This is a genomic window from Aquimarina intermedia (assembly GCF_008124785.1).
Lineage (GTDB): Bacteria > Bacteroidota > Bacteroidia > Flavobacteriales > Flavobacteriaceae > Aquimarina > Aquimarina intermedia.
In genome coordinates, this window is sequence record NZ_VNHU01000007.1 from 182893 (window position 1) to 200792 (window position 17900).

The 17900-nt window shown below is 35.0% G+C and carries 18 protein-coding genes; 5 read left to right on the plus strand and 13 right to left on the minus strand.

The genetic code is table 11. From position 1 onward, the window contains the following. Nucleotides 1–86: 86 nt before the first annotated feature. The 12 genes from recN to BD809_RS11670 all read right to left on the minus strand — a co-directional run bounded on the left by recN (nt 87) and on the right by BD809_RS11670 (nt 12492). Complete coding sequence (gene recN, locus BD809_RS11620; RefSeq protein WP_148783144.1) at nt 87–1742, minus strand: DNA repair protein RecN; 1656 nt, start codon at nt 1740–1742, stop codon at nt 87–89. A gap of 74 nt (nt 1743–1816) precedes the next feature. Further along, nucleotides 1817–2707: a type IX secretion system protein PorD gene (gene porD / locus BD809_RS11625; RefSeq protein ID WP_148783145.1), complete on the minus strand. Its 891-nt coding sequence runs from the start codon at nt 2705–2707 to the stop codon at nt 1817–1819. Nucleotides 2708–2754: 47 nt separating this feature from the next. After that, on the minus strand, nt 2755–3966 hold the full coding sequence (gene coaBC, locus BD809_RS11630) for a bifunctional phosphopantothenoylcysteine decarboxylase/phosphopantothenate--cysteine ligase CoaBC (protein WP_148783146.1): 1212 nt from the start codon (nt 3964–3966) through the stop codon (nt 2755–2757). 2 nt (nt 3967–3968) lie between these two features. Continuing rightward, nucleotides 3969–4301, minus strand: a complete 333-nt coding sequence (locus BD809_RS11635; RefSeq protein WP_148783147.1) for a DNA-directed RNA polymerase subunit omega — start codon at nt 4299–4301, stop codon at nt 3969–3971. Nucleotides 4302–4316: 15 nt separating this feature from the next. After that, the gene (locus BD809_RS11640) at nt 4317–5108 is read right to left on the minus strand and encodes an outer membrane protein assembly factor BamD (RefSeq protein ID WP_148783148.1); all 792 of its coding nucleotides are present in this window, start codon (nt 5106–5108) and stop codon (nt 4317–4319) included. A gap of 171 nt (nt 5109–5279) precedes the next feature. Continuing rightward, nucleotides 5280–6152: a 4-hydroxy-tetrahydrodipicolinate synthase gene (gene dapA, locus BD809_RS11645; RefSeq protein WP_148783149.1), complete on the minus strand. Its 873-nt coding sequence runs from the start codon at nt 6150–6152 to the stop codon at nt 5280–5282. Continuing rightward, complete coding sequence (locus BD809_RS11650; protein ID WP_148783150.1) at nt 6149–6667, minus strand: DUF6913 domain-containing protein; 519 nt, start codon at nt 6665–6667, stop codon at nt 6149–6151. Before BD809_RS11650 ends, dapA begins: the two co-directional genes overlap by 4 nt. Before the next feature lie 835 nt (nt 6668–7502). Beyond that, nucleotides 7503–8207 carry a hypothetical protein gene (locus BD809_RS11655; RefSeq protein WP_148783151.1) on the minus strand — a complete coding sequence of 235 codons (705 nt, stop codon included), beginning with the start codon at nt 8205–8207 and terminating at the stop codon, nt 7503–7505. A gap of 288 nt (nt 8208–8495) precedes the next feature. Continuing rightward, nucleotides 8496–10490, minus strand: a complete 1995-nt coding sequence (gene ligA / locus BD809_RS11660) for an NAD-dependent DNA ligase LigA (RefSeq protein ID WP_148783152.1) — start codon at nt 10488–10490, stop codon at nt 8496–8498. Between the two features lie 25 nt (nt 10491–10515). Further along, nucleotides 10516–11106: an LOG family protein gene (locus BD809_RS15865; RefSeq protein ID WP_246131523.1), complete on the minus strand. Its 591-nt coding sequence runs from the start codon at nt 11104–11106 to the stop codon at nt 10516–10518. Nucleotides 11107–11112: 6 nt separating this feature from the next. Then, nucleotides 11113–11985, minus strand: a complete 873-nt coding sequence (gene prmC / locus BD809_RS15870; protein WP_246131526.1) for a peptide chain release factor N(5)-glutamine methyltransferase — start codon at nt 11983–11985, stop codon at nt 11113–11115. 21 nt (nt 11986–12006) lie between these two features. After that, nucleotides 12007–12492, minus strand: coding sequence for a GNAT family N-acetyltransferase (locus tag BD809_RS11670; RefSeq protein WP_148783153.1), 486 nt, complete (start codon nt 12490–12492; stop codon nt 12007–12009). Between the two features lie 242 nt (nt 12493–12734). Between BD809_RS11670 and ribD the strand changes: the two genes are divergently transcribed. From ribD to BD809_RS11690, 4 genes are all read left to right on the plus strand, one after another. Continuing rightward, on the plus strand, nt 12735–13781 hold the full coding sequence (gene ribD, locus BD809_RS11675) for a bifunctional diaminohydroxyphosphoribosylaminopyrimidine deaminase/5-amino-6-(5-phosphoribosylamino)uracil reductase RibD (protein ID WP_170251873.1): 1047 nt from the start codon (nt 12735–12737) through the stop codon (nt 13779–13781). Next, the gene (locus BD809_RS11680; RefSeq protein WP_148783155.1) at nt 13774–14382 is read left to right on the plus strand and encodes an HAD family hydrolase; all 609 of its coding nucleotides are present in this window, start codon (nt 13774–13776) and stop codon (nt 14380–14382) included. Before ribD ends, BD809_RS11680 begins: the two co-directional genes overlap by 8 nt. An 80-nt stretch (nt 14383–14462) precedes the next feature. Beyond that, nucleotides 14463–15248 (plus strand): EamA family transporter, encoded by a 786-nt coding sequence (locus tag BD809_RS11685; RefSeq protein WP_317130872.1) that lies wholly within the window; start codon nt 14463–14465, stop codon nt 15246–15248. Nucleotides 15249–15256: 8 nt separating this feature from the next. Then, nucleotides 15257–15859 carry an IMPACT family protein gene (locus tag BD809_RS11690; RefSeq protein WP_148783157.1) on the plus strand — a complete coding sequence of 201 codons (603 nt, stop codon included), beginning with the start codon at nt 15257–15259 and terminating at the stop codon, nt 15857–15859. Nucleotides 15860–15862: 3 nt separating this feature from the next. Here BD809_RS11690 and BD809_RS11695 read toward each other — a convergent pair whose 3' ends face one another. Then, a complete protein-coding gene (locus tag BD809_RS11695) occupies nt 15863–16270 on the minus strand; it encodes an acyl-CoA thioesterase (RefSeq protein ID WP_148783158.1) in 408 nt (135 codons plus the stop codon). 193 nt (nt 16271–16463) lie between these two features. Between BD809_RS11695 and dnaA the strand changes: the two genes are divergently transcribed. Further along, entirely contained in the window at nt 16464–17891 is a 1428-nt protein-coding gene (gene dnaA / locus BD809_RS11700) for a chromosomal replication initiator protein DnaA (RefSeq protein ID WP_148783193.1), read from the plus strand. The last annotated feature ends 9 nt before the right edge of the window (nt 17892–17900 follow it).

Consider the following 17900-nt stretch of genomic DNA (forward strand, 5'->3'; position numbering starts at 1 on the left):
ACCCTGTTAACAGCTATCGTTATCAAAAAAATTTACCACTCTTTTTTATGCTCAAAAATTAATTACTTTTCGTAACCTTAGTAATACTATACCTGTAAAAGTGATTTAGCGTGTGTTAAAGCAGATTCGGATATATCCTTACCTCCTATCATCTCTGCTATTTCATTAATTCGTTCTGTAGGATTCAATAATTTCAATCGAGTGACTGTACTCGCATCCATATCTTCCTTAAAAACTTTATAATGCCGTTCTCCGTTTGCCGCTATCTGAGGTAAATGTGTGATACTAATGACTTGAAGGTTTTTACTCATAGATCGCATTAAATCGGCCATTTTATGAGCTATCTCTCCTGACACTCCAGTATCAATCTCATCAAAAATAATAGTAGGTAACTTTGTATATCGCGAGAGAATCACTTTTATACTTAACATAATACGAGACAACTCACCACCTGAAGCTACTTTTTTAAGAACCCCATACGTACCTCCTTTATTAGCAGAAAACAAGAAACTTAATTCATCTTTCCCATTAAATGCATACGCATCACTCATGGTAACATCAGCTTTAAACGTGGCATTCTCCATTCCAAGTGATTTTAAAATTGTCTCCAATTCGTTTATCAATTTAGGTAATGCTTTCTCCCGCTTAGCATGAATTTTCTCTGCAACTTGATCTAATTGTTCTTGTATAGCTATGATCTCAGATTGTAACTTTTCAATTTCATCGTTTAACGAATCCGTTTTTACTACTTTTTCTTCCAACGCATCCCGGATTTCTAATAATTCCCGAATACTTGAAACGGCATGCTTTGTTTGTAAATCGTGGATCAGTTGAAGCCTTTGACCTACCACAGTCAAACGTTCAGGATCCGCCTCTAGTTTATCTAATTCGTTTTCGAGAGACACAAGAATATCTTCTATTTCTATTGCTACACTTTCTACACGGTCCGACAACTCTTTGTAAGTAGCTGTGTATGCTGTTATTTTGTGCAAATTTGATTTTGTTGCACGCAATTGGTCAGACACCCCAAGTTCTTCGGCTCCCACCAACTGTATTGATGCCGATATGCGTTCTTGAATGTCCTCAATATTGTTAAGCGTCTCATAGGCTGCTTCCAGCTCCACAAGTTCGTCTTCTTTTAACTTAGCCTCTTCTAATTCTTTAAAAAGAAACGTATTATATTCATAAGCTTTAGTCAATTCTTCTTGACTTGCAATAAGTGATTTAACCTCTTTTTCTTTAGCTTTCAGAAGATGTAACCCTCGTTTATAAGAATCAATTTCTCTTTCTGTTTCTGCTAACGCATCCAGTACTTCAAACTGAAAGTCATTGGATGTTACTTCCAATGTTTGATGCTGACTGTGAATATCAATCAGATGGAAGCCTACGGCATTCAAAGCGCTAAGCGTTACAGGTGTGTCATTAATAAATGCTCTGGATTTTCCTGACGGAAGAATTTCACGCCGAATAATAGTTTCATCTTCATAATCAAGTTCCTCTTGTTCAAAAATTTCTTGAAGTTTATAGTCAGCTATCGAAAAAACACCTTCTATAACACATTTTGAAGTATTATCTTTTACACTGGTTAGATCTGCTCTTTTACCCAAAAGAAGTCCAAGCGCCCCTAAAAGCAATGATTTACCAGCACCTGTTTCTCCCGTAATAATGATAAGCCCAGAGTCAAAAGATACCTGAAGCTGGTCTATAAGGGCGTAATTTTGTATTGATAAGCTTTGTAGCAAATGCTATAAATATTAAGGTTAATCCTACGGGTAAAGATACTATACTTTTAAAAGGATTTCAAAAATATACATTTCTAAAATTTAATGGCTGACCAATTTTTAGAATATGTAGGCGCAATTTGATTTAACACAGTGACGGTTTCTGCTATGTTGACTGAAGGACCTCCTGAAAGAATACTGGATATCTCGTCGGCTTTTGAATCAAAGAAAATACGCATTAAATATGAATTTGGTCTCCTGTCATGCATTTCTTTTAAAGCGGCCAGCGACTCAATAATTGTCAACTTACCGGTCTTGAGTTCTTGATGCATAACATCTAACCCCTCTCTATGATAGGTATACAGTGCTTTTCTATACCCATCAAACGTTCCTGATAGCAAGTCATCATTAAGCTTGAAACGAGTTTGTGTACCATCTTGTAAATTCCAGCCCAACGAATTACTGGTCTGTGCGTTACCAACGATATTTTTTGCTTCTTGGTAATATTTAGTCCCTCCGTTAAGTTCAAAAGTATCCGCATCAATACCTAGGATGGTGTATAGATAAAATGCGGTTACTGAAATAAGGTTTGATTGAAAACTATTTGCATCATAATTAAGTGGCTGAAACTCAACATAGCTAAAAGTAAACTGTTTATCAATGCTATTAAATGTAGTGCTATTATAATTGGAGCCGTAAACAGGTCGTGACGCCTGAACCTGTATAGTAGCCGAAAATGTATCGTTATTATAAGCGTTAATATTGATTACAAAACTACAATTGATGCGCTCCTCGTTGCGATAATCAACCGCTGTCCATTTGGTAGTATTAATAAATTCTATTAATGAACGTTCGAGCGTTTTAAATACCTGAAGATTGGGCTGTCCGGTTTGTTCTGCATTCACCACTACCCTTGCATTGAATTCTTGTGCTGTACCAAAGAACCCAACACCTACTAACAAAAATAAAATACTGTATTTATACATAGTGTTTGAATCAGTCCCGTTCTCAACTCTTAACCAAATGTAGACAATTATAAATTCAACAAAGACATAATCTTTTCAAAAATATCCTTAGCTACTTCTGTTTTACTTTTTAATTCAAACGTTTGGATATTTTGTTTATGATCGATGAGCGTAATTTTATTTGTTTCATTTTTGAAACCTGCCCCCGCATCGTTCAATGAATTGAGCACAATTAAGTCTAAATTTTTTCTTTTTAGCTTCCCCTGTGCATTAGCAAGCTCATTTTCCGTTTCTAAGGCAAACCCGACCAAATATTGCTTGTCCTTATGATCTCCTAGCCATCTGAGAATATCTGTCGTTCTTTCTAAAGCAATACTCAAATCCCCGTCTTTCTTTTTTAATTTTTGATCAGAAACCTGTTTAGGACGATAGTCTGCAACAGCTGCGGCGGAAATAACTACATCACACGATGGATAATGCGTTTTAACAGTCTCAAACATTTCTGCTGCACTGGTAACAGGAAGCACTGTAATATGTTTGTGAGTTACGGTAATGGCAGAAGGTCCTAAAACACATATCACCTGAGCACCTAAGTTAGCTGCAGTTTTTGCAAGCTCAATACCCATTTTTCCACTGGAATGATTCCCAATAAAACGAACAGGATCAATTGCTTCATATGTTGGTCCCGCAGTAATGAGTATTTTTTTATTTTTTAAAGGAAGTGTTTTAAGAATATGTTGCTCTATAAAGTCTATGATATTATCGGGTTCAGCCATTCTCCCTTCGCCTACTAATCCGCTTGCTAACTCACCGGATTCTGCAGGTATCATAATATTTCCATATCCTTGAAGCGTAGAGAATGTTTTATGAGTGGATGGATGATTGTACATATCCAAGTCCATAGCGGGAGCAAAATACACTGGGCATTTTGCAGACAAATAGGTCGCCAGCAAAAGGTTATCACTGGTTCCTGACGCCATTTTTGAAAGGGTATTGGCTGTGGCGGGTGCAATCACCATGATATCCGCCCATAACCCTAAATCTACATGATTGTTCCAAATTGCGTTATCATCCTCGTCATCATAAAATGAAGAATGTACAGGGTTCTTAGAAAGCGTAGAAAGCGTAAGCGGAGTAATAAAGTCTTTTGCCGCCGGTGTCATAACAACCTTAACCTGTGCTCCACTTTTTATAAGGCCTCTAACTAAAGAAGCCGTTTTATAAGCGGCGATACCAGCAGTGATACCTAAAAGAATTTTTTTACCGCTTATAACAGACATTTCTATACAGTTTCTGAATCAGTCTTTGTATTTCTATGATAAATTTTACCTTCCAGCCATTCCTGAGCTGCTAATGAGTGCGGTTTTGGTAAACGCTCATAAAACTTAGAAACTTCTATTTGCTCTTTATTTTCGAAAACTTCTTCTAAGCTATCGTTATAAGTTGCAAATTCATCTAATTTTTCTAAAAGCTCCTTTTTAATATCCGTATTGATTTGATTAGCTCGTTTTGAAATAATAGAAATTGCTTCATAAATATTATCAGTAGGCTTATCAATTAAATTCTTATCAATTGTAGTAGTATTAACAGGCGCGTTACTCTTTTTTAAATCCATCTTCTCCTAAATTTTCTATTTAAATTCTTCTAATCTTGATGTAATATCTTGTGCTATATCTTCTGCTTGCTGATTAAATTCACCAGCCTTATAATATTTCTTATAGGTCAAATAATATCCCTCAGCTTCTTTAAGACGCTCCTCGACCAAACTTTGATAACTTCCGACAGCCAAAAGATATTGAGATTCCAGCTTGTAGTAAAGCACACTTTCTCTAAAAGGTGATCCCGGATAGTCTACTAAGAAATTATCAAAAGAAGCTATAGCCACTTTATAATCTTCTCTATGATGATATTTCTTTGCAATCTCAAAAGCCTTCTTTTCCTTTTTGACACGAAGTTCGCTCACCATAGTATTTGCTTCTTCTAAGTAAGCACCTTCAGGAAAACCATTTATATACCCCTGAAGTTTCTCTATAGCTTTATCTGTGTCGCTTTGATCCAACGTGTAACGTGGAGATAAAAAATAATAGCTTTTTGCTGCTTTATACGCTGCTTCTTCATTTTTATCACTCTTAGGATAAGACTTTACAAAACGTTCAAACTGATATCCTGACAAATAAAAATCTTCTAATTGATAATACGTATCAGCATAATAGTACATAACGCGTTCTGCCTGTGGCTTCCCTCTGTATTGAGGAACAACTTGCTCAAACAAACGCAACGCCTTCTTATATTTCTCCTCTTTATACAGCTTTTCGGCCATGGTATACTTAACGCTTGCATCTTCACTCTTTAGCACTTTTTGATATTCGCTGCAAGAGGCTAACGTTATTATACTAATAAGTAATAGTACTACTTTCTTCATATTAAAAAATATCTGGCAAAAATAGCTATTTCTACCGTATTAAAAAATTTTAATTTCCCTTATAAATAACGTGTCGTAAACCTCAATGTTGCAATCTTTGATCAACTAAAATCTATCTACATACAATAAAGAATTATTAGTTGAATCCCCATGACTTTCGGTCTCACTATTTTAAGAGTGTAAAAACTTTTCAATTTTTTGAGACAAAGACGAAGAAGCTTTTATTAATGGCAAGCGTACATAGCTTTCACACACCGATCTTTCTTTCAGAATCTGTTTAATTCCCGCCGGGTTTCCTTCTTCAAAAGCATAATCAATTATTGGTAATAAGCGATATAAAATTTCAAAAGCCTCTTTACCTTTACCTGATAATCCTAAACGAACCATTTCTGAGAATTCCTCCGGGAGCCCCTGTCCTATAACACTTATAACACCATCTCCACCAGCCATAATTGCAGGCAGCGCAAGTGCATCATCTCCAGAAATAACCAAGAAATCTTTTGGACGATCTTTTAGAATCTTCAGCAATTGCATAACATCAGACGTTGCTTCTTTAATACCTATAACATTATTTAGCTGCGCCAGTCTCAAAGTCGTTTCTGCAGTCATATTGGATCCTGTACGCGATGGTACGTTGTACAATACTATCGATTTTGAAGTAGCTTCGCTCAACATTTTATAATGCTGATAAATACCTTCTTGCGTAGGTTTGTTATACATGGGAACTACAGAGAGAATTGCCTCAAAGGATGATAGATCACGCGATTGAATTTCCTCAATAATTGCTGCTGTGTTATTACCGCCAATCCCTAGAACCAATGGCAACCTGCTCCTATTGGATTTGATAACACAATCTATAACAGCTTGCTTTTCATCTGCAGACAGCGTTACCGATTCTCCAGTAGTACCTAACACGACTAAATAATCAATTGTACCTTCTACACAAAAATCAACAAGCCCGGAAAGTCCTGCAAAATCAATTGTTCCGTCCTGATTAAAAGGTGTTACTAACGCTACACCGGTTCCTTTAAGAACTGTACTCATATTAATTTTAAAATTTTAAGATATTTTTTTAATTCTTCTATAAACACATCTACCTCTTTCATACTAGTTGCTATACTCAAATCGTTAATCCTAGCATCAACCTCAGGAAAACCAACTTTAAACTTTGCTTTTGACAAAGATGCGATATAGTTGAGCTCTAACAGGTCTGTTTGGTAAAAGTTGATTAACAAATCATACGAATGATCAATTATTTTATTCAAATCTTGATCTACCAGCGCACCTTTATATGTAAAAGCTTTATCGGTATACCAAACTTTACTATGTAATGACCCTGATTCTTTGTTATTTTCCTGATATTCCAGAATATAGAAGTTTTCTGAATTCACCCCTATTTCTTTGCTAAAATTCTTAAAATGGGAGACTAGATCAAAAGATTCGCTTTCTATCAGGATTGCAATACTTTTAATCCGGGCTACTTGCTGAACGTTTCTATTCGCTAATTGAACTTCAATAATCCGTTTCAGCGCATTTCGCTTTAACCCCTTTAAAATCATTAACTAAAAATTAGATGACAAATGTAGCTATTTTATGATTTAAAAAAGAATACGACAACAGATAAAGCCACCTTAGAAACCCTATAACACTGTATTATATAATTTTACAGATAGATATTTTTTTCTTTAACAACTTCTCTTTCCCTAGCTTCTACCAAAAATTTAGTGTAGAAAAACAACCCTAAGGATTCAGCAATGTTAATCACTACGGTAAAGGCTACGTGATAGTAATAGAACTCGTTGATAGGTAAAAAAGCATTAACAAACAGACAGCAGCAAACCGAGATAAAAAGAAGAAAACTCCCTTTATATCTATTCACCAAGTAAATATACATACACACCCCTACAAAATTAAGCTGGGTAGTACATATAGCTATAAAAAAAGACACGGAATTTTTTAAGTTTGGCGCTATCATATCAACCACAGAAATCATCAAATAAATTACTAAAACGAAACTGGTTATAACAGGTAGCGTTAAAAGCTCTTTAATTTTAATTCTTTCAAACCGAATAAACTGTTTAAGAGCAAGAGTACAGGCTACATAAAACAAAGAGATTACCACAGAAATAACACGAAAATACATTGAGAAATCTAAATAGACCAAAGTATCATTTATAATAATTAAAAACATGCTGATATAAAACCAACGGTTACTCCATTTTTTATGAAAGTAAAACACCCATACCAATAGCAATGTTATCACAGGCTTCAGAAATATTAAATTACTTCTTTCGAAACATACGATGACTACTACCAATACTACCAGAGCAATACTAAATAAGAAAACACTTTTTTTATTCATCTTTGAGTTAAGCTGGCAGCACTGATTTTAATTTAAAAAATAAAGTCATCTGTATTTGGTTGTAACTGATCTTGAGTGATAAAAAAACGGATAAGAAAAAATTGACCTAGAAGTTGTAATAAAATGATTATTAAATAAAAAACCTCAACATATACATACAACTCATTTAAGGTGGTCAAAATGTTTACTATTAAAAAACAAGATGCTGCAACCATAATAGCATGGCTGACCACAGCTTTACTATTTAAATAGATATAATATGAAACTCCTAAAAATATAGTAAACGAAATTATCACTCCTAGAAGATGCCATTGGTAAAGAGAAATTTTAGGAAGTATCAAATTGGTTACTGCATAAAATAAATAGAGAATTAAAGACATAGTTACCACAAGCTGTAGCGATAGGACGTTCTTAAACGTAAGCTTTAATTTTCTTAAACTTTTCCAAAGCAATGCCGTTGTTACAAGGTAATAAAGAGAAATCAAATATGTGATTTCTTCAAAAAACAGTAAAAAGTTACGATGTGCATACGTTTCTGTAACTAAAATCAACAAAATACTAATTATTACAAACACATCTATTTTACCTACATGAATTGTGTAATACCCAATTAACACTAGTAATGTTATTGGTTTTATATAATTAACCAGGTCATGTGAAAATACCCCGGCCAGTATTGTGAGTAACGACAGAAAAAGGAATAATGGATAAAGAAGAGATTGTAACTTTTTTCTCATAGGCCAAATGATTTTGCCCTATAGATAAACGAACCTCTGACACCCAGAGATAGATCAGGCATTTTCTTATAAATTTGAATAAAAAATTGATTAGACATCGTTACAATACTCAGTTTTTGATTAAAATTTAAGAATTTCGCGAATTTATAACAATCTTTTTAAATATGAATGTGTTTAATCTACTAATTGTTAAGCCACTACGTAATTCATTTACTAAAAAAATCCTTTTATCCAATGTCGCACTGAAGACATAGCAGTAACCGTAGTTAGCACTGAATCCATAAAACTTTACCTTATCATGTTCAAAAAATCAACCTCTGATATTATAGAAATACCCAATTTTGTGGCTTTTTCTAATTTACTGGGCCCCATCTTATCACCTGCTACCAAAAAAGATGTTTTAGCTGAAATCGAACTTGAGACTTTACCTCCATTATCCTCAATAAGCTTTTTTAATTCATTTCTGGTTACCTGAGTAAACACTCCGGATACTACAAATGTCTTATCTGCCAAAGTCGTTGTTTGACTAGCCAACTTCTCTGCCGAAAGTTCAAGTTGCAACCCGCTTGCTCTCAACCTGTTTATGAGAGAAACAGAATATGGCTGCTTGAAAAATTCAACAACACTTTCAGCAATTTTAATCCCTATTTCGTCAACCATAACAAGCTGCTCTTCTGTTGCAGACATAATAGCATCAATAGATTTGTAATGTTTAGCCAGTTTTTTAGCCACAGTCTCACCAACATAACGTATTCCTAAAGCAAACAACACCCGTTCAAACGGGATCTCGATAGATTTTTGCACTCCTTGAATTAAATTGTCGGCACTTTTTTCTGCCATACGCTCTAAGGGCAATACATCTTCTTTTTTCAATGTATATAAGTCAGCATAATCTTTTATCAAACCAGCTTTAACCAAAAGCGCTACAGTTTCACCGCCCAAACCTTCTATATCCATAGCTTTACGCGAAATAAAATGCTGTATTCTACCCACAATTTGTGGAAAGCACCCAAAGGTGTTCGGACAATAATGTTGTGCTTCCCCTTCAGCTCTTAGCAGTGGCGTCCCACATTCGGAACAATTTTGTATATAAGTTGTGGGAATAGATTTCGAATCTCTTTTTGTAAAGTCAACTCCCACAATTTTAGGAATGATTTCACCTCCTTTTTCTACGAAAACAGTGTCATTCACCCGCACATCTAGCTTTGCTATCTGATCCGCATTGTGCAAAGAAGCACGCTTAACAACGGTCCCCGCCAAAGCTATCGGTTCAAGATTAGCAACAGGTGTAATAGCACCGGTACGCCCTACCTGATAGGTAATCTCCTTTAACCGCGTACTTACTTGGTCAGCTTTAAACTTATAAGCCATAGCCCATCGCGGAGCTTTGGCTGTAAACCCAAGCTCTTCTTGTTGATACAGGTTGTTTACTTTGATCACTACCCCATCAGTTTCGTATGGCAATTCACTACGATGTTTATCCCAATAGGCTATATACTCTAACACTTCTTCAATAGAATCTACCAATTTTGATTCATTAGGAACTTTAAACCCCCATGATCTGGCCTTTTCTAAGCTTTCATGATGAGAAGCAAAACCTAAGTGATCACCAACAATTGTATATAGCAAACATTCCAAAGGACGCTTTGCAACCTCACTACTATCCTGAAGCTTTAAGCTACCTGACGCAGTGTTACGAGGATTAGCATATGGCTCCTCACCGGCAGCAATACGCTCTTCATTCATCTTGGCAAATCCAGCGTATGGCAAAACTATCTCTCCTCTAATGTCAAATGTATCGGGATACTCTCCATTTAGTTTTAGTGGTACAGATTTGATAGTTTTGATATTATTGGTAACCTCATCTCCTTGAAAACCGTCTCCCCGGGTTACCGCTTGCACTAACAATCCATGCTCATATGTCAGGCTTATAGAGGCTCCATCATATTTTAACTCGCAAGTATATTGTATTTGACCATCCACTAATTTTTTCATTCTGTTTTCCCAATCCAAAAGATCTTCTCTGGAATATGAATTATCCAGCGAGTACATACGATGCGTATGTTTTATAGTAGGAAAATTTTTTGTGACCTGCCCTCCTACTCTTAAGGTAGGAGAATTAGCATCATAAAACTCCGGATACTCTGCCTCGAGCTTTTGTAATGTTTTTAATTTGGTATCAAACTCAAAATCCGAAATCTCTCGTTTGTCCAATACATAATAATTGTAATTATGCTGTCTCAACTCCTCACGCAATGCGTTGATTTGTTCTTCTTTATTCATTTTGTCCAAAAACTACTTTATTAAATTATGTTCGGTCAGACTTCAACCATTTTGGCACTTGTTTTGGCATATAATCTTTCATTTTTTGTAAAAGACCGGCTATAGATGCGTCAACAACAAGTAACTCATAATTTTCCATTTTAAGAAATCCTTTGCGTACCATGTGCTCCATAAATTGCAAAAGCTCATTATAAAAACCATTTGTATTGAGAATACCAATCGGCTTTTGATGCAACCCTAATTGACCCCAGGTGATAATTTCAAACAATTCTTCCAACGTACCGAACCCTCCTGGCAACGCAATAAAACCTTCACTTAAATCTTGGATTTTTAGTTTGCGCTGATGCATAGTCTCAACCGTTATCAACTCACTTAATCCATGATGAACCACTTCTTTTTGCTTCAAAAATTCCGGAATTACTCCGATGACAGTTCCCTTAGCTTCAAGGACACCACTAGCTACTTCACCCATAATCCCTATTTTGGCACCACCATATACTAACGTGATGCTATCTTGAGCAAATTGTTTTCCCAATGCTCTTGCATCATCAATTATCTTAAGATCATTACCTTCACTACTTCCACAAAATACTGCTATTGATTTTAGACTCCTCATAATTATTTATCTTTTTGCACGAATCATTCGATCGTTTGTAAACACATCTTTGCGCAGCTCTACATCTTCAAAACCAAACTTTTGCACTAAAGCTACCGTTTCCCTGCCTAAATATTGATTAATTTCGAAATATAACACCCCATCTTCAGTAAGATTTCTGCTTGCTAACTTAGTAATTTTTCTATAAAAAATAAGCGGGTCTTCGTCCTCTACAAAAAGTGCTAAATGCGGCTCATTATCTAATACATTCGATTGAATCTCATGTTTTTCTAACATGCGTACATAGGGAGGATTGGACACGATACAATCGAATTGATAGGATAACGATATAGTATCATCCGTTATATCAGCCTGAATAAATGTTATCGAAACGTTATTTCGCTTAGCGTTTTCGGTCGCCACTTGGATAGCTTGCTCTGAAAGATCCATTGCATACACTTTGGCCTGGGGAAACTTTTTTGCCAACGAAATAGCAATACATCCACTACCGGTTCCAATATCTAAAATCCTTATCGGCTGATCGACTTGTTCTCCATTTTGTAAATCATTATAGATCCAGTCAACGAGTTCTTCTGTTTCAGGACGCGGAATTAAAACATGGGGATTGACCTTAAACACCGATCCATAAAACTCTGTTTCTCCAAGAATGTATTGAATAGGCTGGTGCTGCATCAATTGTTCTTTTGCTGTATTCATTAATTGCATTTCATCTGCAGTTAATAAACGATCTAGTGCCAGCGCTATTTGGGCACGACTTAATCCTAAATAAGTTGCTGAAAGCATATTGAAAAAGGATTTTATCTCCTCAACTTCATACAATCCCTTTAATGAATGTAAAAAATCAGCTCTATAGGTTCGAATATCAAACATTTCATTCATTGTATCCAACAGCAATCCAATTTATAGTGTTTTGAGCATCCATTCTTTACAGCTATAATGACCTGTGTCCCCCATCGGAGCAGCTAAAGGTTCAAATTTTACTTTTCGATATAGCTTACGCGCCGACTCCATATAGGGCATGGTTTCTAAATAGCAGTGCGTATATTCATTATTTTTTGCAAACTCCAAGCATTTTTGCATCATCTGATAACCAATACCACGTCCCCGTACTTCTGATAGAAAATACATTTTTTGTAGTTCGCAAATCGTAGGTTTTTCACCTGTCAAAGGCGCTATACCGGCACCTCCTAAAAGTCTCCCGTCTTCTTCAACTACAAAATACGCACAGCGCTCTTTATCATAGGTCTCATACATCCTATCCAAAGATTCATCCTCATACGCTGTCCCTACTTTTGGAACCCCCATTTCAATTAAAACATCCCGTAAAACTTTGGCTAATAATTTATTGTCTTCCGGTTTAACCGGGCGTAAAATCAATGTACTCATTTGTATTATTAATAGTATTTTTGTTTCAATATTCTTACTCTAAGTAAGCGTTAATAACAGAATAAAATTTTAGTCACTAGTTTTAAAGTAATACAAATTTACAGACCCTAGATTGTATAAAGCTAGTATTTTTACTCCTTATGATGCTTACCAAACAAAGATAAGGCTATATCTGGAAGTAAAAGAACGTATCGAATGAATAGTACCTGGAGTTTCTTTTATAAACTAAAAAAAGTAAACAATTGAGTGTACATAAAAAATATATGCAACGATGTATACAGCTTGCTAAAAACGGTTTAGGTACAACCTACCCAAACCCTTTAGTCGGCAGTGTCATTGTTTATCAAGATCGAATTATCGGTGAAGGCTGGCATTATCAGGCAGGAACAGCGCATGCCGAAGTAAATGCTATTAATGCTGTCGAAGACAAAGCATTATTATCAAAATCAACCATTTACGTTAGCCTCGAACCCTGCAGTCATTATGGTAAAACTCCGCCGTGTAGTGATCTAATTATCGCAAAAGGAATAAAAAGAGTAGTTATCGGCACCATTGATTCCTTTGCAGAAGTAAGCGGTCGCGGAATTCAAAAATTAATACAAGCCGGATGTGATGTCATAGTGGGTGTGCTTGAAGAAGAGTGTAAGCAACTTAATAAGCGATTCTTTACATTTCACAACAAAGAGAGACCTTATATTATTTTGAAATGGGCAAAAACGCGAGATAATTTTATTGCTCCTGCAAATAATCGTGGCGAGAGAGCACCGGTATGGATTACCGAGGCACCCGCAAAACAATTAGTTCATCAATGGAGAGCAGAAGAGCAAGCGATTTTGATCGGTACGCAAACAGCAATTAAAGACAATCCTAAACTTACTTTAAGAAATTGGCAAGGGCAGCAACCGACACGAATTATACTCGATAGAAGCAATAAAGTTCCCGAGAACTCTCATATATTCGACACAAACGCCGCTACAATCTGTTTTACTGAAAAATCAATCAAAAACAATAAACCCACTAATACTGAATATATCATTGTACCTTTTACTCAGGATCTGATCCCTACTATTTGCAAAGCATTGTACGAGCGGGGAATTCAATCATTAATTGTAGAAGGAGGAACAAAAACGCTACAGAGCTTTATCGACCTCAATATGTGGGATGAAGCAAGAGTATTCACAGGAGATAAATACTTTAAAAATGGTAATCCTGAACCAAAATTTAAAGCAACGAAACATTCGCAAGTTCAAATTGGGAACGATTTATTAACAACCTACCAAAATGATTAGAACTATACTATTTGATTTTGGTGACGTATTCATCAACTTGAATAAAGAAGCCACCCAGAATGAATTTATAAAATTAGATGTCTCACATCTAACAGATCACTTAGACGAAGTGAACACCCTTTTTGAAACTGGAAAAATTAATTCCAAGGTCTTTCTAAATGAGTATCAAAATATTTTAAAGCAAGAAACTACCGATTCGATAGTTCATGCGTGGAATGCAATTCTCTTAGATTTCCCCCAACATCGATTTAATTTCATCTTAGAGTTACATAAAAGTCAAAACTACCAGCTAATTTTACTAAGTAATACAAATGCACTTCATATTGAGTGGATTCAAAAAAATGTGCATTTTTATGAGGCTTTTAAAAACTGCTTTGATCATTTCTATTTATCTCACGAAATACAATTACGTAAACCTAATCCTGAAATATATGAATTTGTGTTAACTACTCATAACCTTAAAGCCGATGAAGTACTTTTTATAGACGACACTAAAGATAATACGGATGCAGCCAAAGCTTTGGGCATACACGTCTGGAACATTGCTCCAAAAACTGAAGATATCGTTGATTTGTTTACAATTAAAGCTGAATTATTTTGATCTATCTACTCCTAAGCATAATTGCCTCTACCCTTATTTTTATTGTCTTTAAATTATTCTCAAAATACAATATCAATACAATGCAGGCAATTGTATTTAATTATATTTTCGCTTGCACATCCGGCCTTTTAGCATATGGTGAGCCAATTAGTTTATCAGGCCTCCCACAACAGGAGTGGTTTATAGGGGCTGTTGTATTAGGGTTGATTTTTATACTTGTTTTTAATTGCATGGCCATAACCACACAAAAAAACGGCTTATCTGTGGCTGCAGTAGCTAGCAAAATGAGCGTAGCCATCCCTATTATCTTTGGAATTATTGTATATCATGAAAGTACCGGGCTTTTAAAAATATCAGGAATTATTATTGCGCTATTTGCTGTGTATTTTACGTCAATAAAAAAATCTTCGGGCATTCACATTCAAAAAGAAAACATAATTTTTCCTGTTCTGGTTTTTATAGGGAGTGGTTTTATAGATACTAGCCTGAAGTATATAGAACTTAACTATGTCTCAAAAAACGATATTCCAATTTTCTCGGCAACCATCTTTGGATGTGCTGCACTGTTGGGTCTCCTTGCATTGACGTATCAGAGAATAAGAGGGACACTAAATATTCAATTCAAAAATATATTAGGAGGTATTGCTTTGGGTATTCCAAATTATGGCTCTATATATTTTTTAATACAAGCACTACGTGCTGAAAATCTAGATAGCTCGACAGTATTTACCATAAATAATGTAGCTATCTTATTAGTTTCTACGCTAACCGGAATTTTACTATTTAAGGAAGAATTGATTCTGAAAAACTGGATCGGAATTGCACTATCTATTTTCAGTATCCTTCTGGTTGCACTTTCAATTTAGTACACATTATGATTGATGACACATATAAAACGATAGAAAAACCAGGTAATGAGGTTTTGTATAAAGATAAGAACAGTAAGTTTTTCGGGTACACCTTCCCGGTGAGTTCTGAAGAACAGGTAAAAGACATTCTTGAGCAACTTAAAAAAGAACATCATGCCGCCAGACATTGGTGTTATGCATGGCAGCTAGGTATTGAAGAAACATCATATCGTGCTAATGATGATGGAGAACCCTCTAATTCTGCAGGCCAACCAATTTATGGTCAAATTCAATCTTTTGAAGTTACTAATATTTTGATTGTGGTAGTTCGTTATTTTGGAGGCGTCAAATTAGGTGTAGGAGGTCTTATATCAGCGTATAAGACAGCTGCTCAAATGGCTCTTGAAAATTCTGATATTAAAACTAAAACCATTCGACATCATTTTGAACTTATTTTTGACTATAAAAACATGAATAAGGTAATGCGCATTATCAAATCAAAGCAGATAGCAATCATTAAACAGGATCTAGAACTGGATTGCAGAATTACAATAAGTGTTCGAAAGAAAAAATCAAAAGAAATTTTTGAAACTTTTGACACACTCTATGAAGTCGACATTAAAAAATAATGATCAAAACAGTTCGCTGATTTTATCCAATATTGGTTGCGGACACAGCATAGGTTTCCTAGTTTTTGCATCTACAAAAACTAAATCTGTAGACGCAGTTGTTAATAATTCTTCCTTTTGATTGTATATTTGATATTCGAACTGAATACGAAATGTAGGAATTTTCTTAAGGATAGTTTTAACAGTCAAAACATCGTCAAAGAAGGCAGATTTCTTAAATTTAAAAGCTAAAGTAAATACCGGAAGCATCACGCCATCATCTTCCATTGATTTATAAGAGAATCCTAATTGGGATATCCAGTCAATTCTGGCGATTTCAAGGTATTTAGCATAATTGGAGTGGTGCACAACACCCATTTGATCAGTCTCTGAATAACGAACTTTTAGGGTAGATTTTGAGCTAATTGACATAAATATTAGTTAATTTTTTTAATTGGTTAGAACATAAGAATTTTATAAGTATGCGAAAAAAATAATTAAAATTCAACACCCATTAGATTTTTTTATTACAATATTTGTTCACATATTTGTCATGCAAAAAAGTAAGGAAGATTACATAGATTTCCAGATAACAACCAATAAAGACAGAAACCTGAATACTATAATGAATATAACTGCGCAATCGGTTTGGGAGAATTGTTTGTCTTTTATAGAAGACAATATTACTCCACAAGCTTATAAAACTTGGTTTGAACCCATCAAAGCTGTAAAGCTTACGGATAGCGCTCTAAGTATTCAAGTTCCTAGTAAATTCTTTTACGAATGGCTAGAAGAACACTATGTGAATCTACTCAAGGTTTCACTAACACGTGAATTAGGAGAACATGCAAAATTGGTGTATGTTATCAAAATGGAAAATACATATGGGAATAAAAAACCTTTTACAGAAAAAATTCCTAGTGCCAACAGAATGGCCGTTCGTTCTCAAGAAGTAGATGTTCCTGTTAAAAGTAGAAATCCAGAATTAAAGAATCCTTTTATCATACCGGGGATTCGTAATGTAAAGATAGAATCACAACTCAACCCTAGTTATAATTTCGAAAATTTCTTAGAAGGAGATTCCAACCGATTAGCACGTTCAGCAGGAATGGCTGTGGCTAATAAACCTGGAGGAACATCATTCAACCCTTTACTTATTTTTGGAGGTGTTGGTCTTGGAAAAACCCATTTAGCACATGCTATTGGTGTTAATATCAAAGATAACTATCCTGAGAAAACTGTGCTTTATATTTCTGCTGAGAAGTTTACTCAGCAATATATCGAGTCGGTAAAAAAGAATAATCGAAACGATTTTATTCATTTTTATCAAATAATCGACGTGCTCATTGTTGATGATATTCAATTATTATCTGGAAAAGCAGGTACACAAGATGTCTTCTTTCACATCTTTAACCACTTACATCAAAATGGAAAACAGGTAATTTTGACCAGTGATAAGGCTCCTGTTGATATGCAAGATATCGAACAGCGTCTACTATCTCGTTTTAAATGGGGGTTATCTGCAGAGTTGCATCAACCTGATTTTGAAACCAGAGTATCTATAATTAAAAATAAACTATATCGTGATGGTGTAGAAATGCCAGAAGATATTGTTGAATTTTTAGCCAATAATATCAAAACAAATATTCGAGAGCTTGAAGGGGCGATCATTTCCTTAATCGCACATTCTTCATTCAACAAAAAAGACATAACTATAGATTTAGCCAAGGCTATTGTGGATAATTATGTAAAGAACACTAAGCGAGAAGTATCTATAGACTATATTCAAAAGGTAGTTAGCGATTATTTTCAAATGGATGTTGAGACATTACAGTCCAAAACAAGAAAGCGTCATATTGTACAAGCTCGCCAATTAGCTATGTTCTTTGCTAAAAAATTAACCAAAGCATCCCTAGCTAGTATCGGCACTCAAATCGGCAAGAGAGATCATGCTACAGTGTTACATGCCTGTAAAACCGTAGATAACCTTTCATCAACTGATAAGCAATTTAGAAAATATGTCGAAGATTTAGGAAAAAAACTAACTCTATAATCTCAGTAT

What these genes read in the sequence shown, in the direction of transcription:
- BD809_RS11695 (WP_148783158.1), bottom strand. Translation starts at nt 16,270, where the DNA reads ATGTCAATTAGCTCAAAATCTACCCTAAAAGTTCGTTATTCAGAGACT.
- BD809_RS11640 (WP_148783148.1), bottom strand. Translation starts at nt 5,108, where the DNA reads ATGAAGAAAGTAGTACTATTACTTATTAGTATAATAACGTTAGCCTCT.
- porD (WP_148783145.1), bottom strand. Translation starts at nt 2,707, where the DNA reads ATGTATAAATACAGTATTTTATTTTTGTTAGTAGGTGTTGGGTTCTTT.
- BD809_RS11635 (WP_148783147.1), bottom strand. Translation starts at nt 4,301, where the DNA reads ATGGATTTAAAAAAGAGTAACGCGCCTGTTAATACTACTACAATTGAT.
- prmC (WP_246131526.1), bottom strand. Translation starts at nt 11,985, where the DNA reads ATGAATGAAATGTTTGATATTCGAACCTATAGAGCTGATTTTTTACAT.
- BD809_RS11655 (WP_148783151.1), bottom strand. Translation starts at nt 8,207, where the DNA reads ATGAGAAAAAAGTTACAATCTCTTCTTTATCCATTATTCCTTTTTCTG.
- BD809_RS11685 (WP_317130872.1), top strand. Translation starts at nt 14,463, where the DNA reads ATGCAGGCAATTGTATTTAATTATATTTTCGCTTGCACATCCGGCCTT.
- BD809_RS11670 (WP_148783153.1), bottom strand. Translation starts at nt 12,492, where the DNA reads ATGAGTACATTGATTTTACGCCCGGTTAAACCGGAAGACAATAAATTA.
- BD809_RS15865 (WP_246131523.1), bottom strand. Translation starts at nt 11,106, where the DNA reads ATGAGGAGTCTAAAATCAATAGCAGTATTTTGTGGAAGTAGTGAAGGT.
- ligA (WP_148783152.1), bottom strand. Translation starts at nt 10,490, where the DNA reads ATGAATAAAGAAGAACAAATCAACGCATTGCGTGAGGAGTTGAGACAG.
- BD809_RS11680 (WP_148783155.1), top strand. Translation starts at nt 13,774, where the DNA reads ATGATTAGAACTATACTATTTGATTTTGGTGACGTATTCATCAACTTG.
- dapA (WP_148783149.1), bottom strand. Translation starts at nt 6,152, where the DNA reads ATGAGTACAGTTCTTAAAGGAACCGGTGTAGCGTTAGTAACACCTTTT.
- BD809_RS11690 (WP_148783157.1), top strand. Translation starts at nt 15,257, where the DNA reads ATGATTGATGACACATATAAAACGATAGAAAAACCAGGTAATGAGGTT.
- BD809_RS11650 (WP_148783150.1), bottom strand. Translation starts at nt 6,667, where the DNA reads ATGATTTTAAAGGGGTTAAAGCGAAATGCGCTGAAACGGATTATTGAA.
- coaBC (WP_148783146.1), bottom strand. Translation starts at nt 3,966, where the DNA reads ATGTCTGTTATAAGCGGTAAAAAAATTCTTTTAGGTATCACTGCTGGT.
- dnaA (WP_148783193.1), top strand. Translation starts at nt 16,464, where the DNA reads ATGAATATAACTGCGCAATCGGTTTGGGAGAATTGTTTGTCTTTTATA.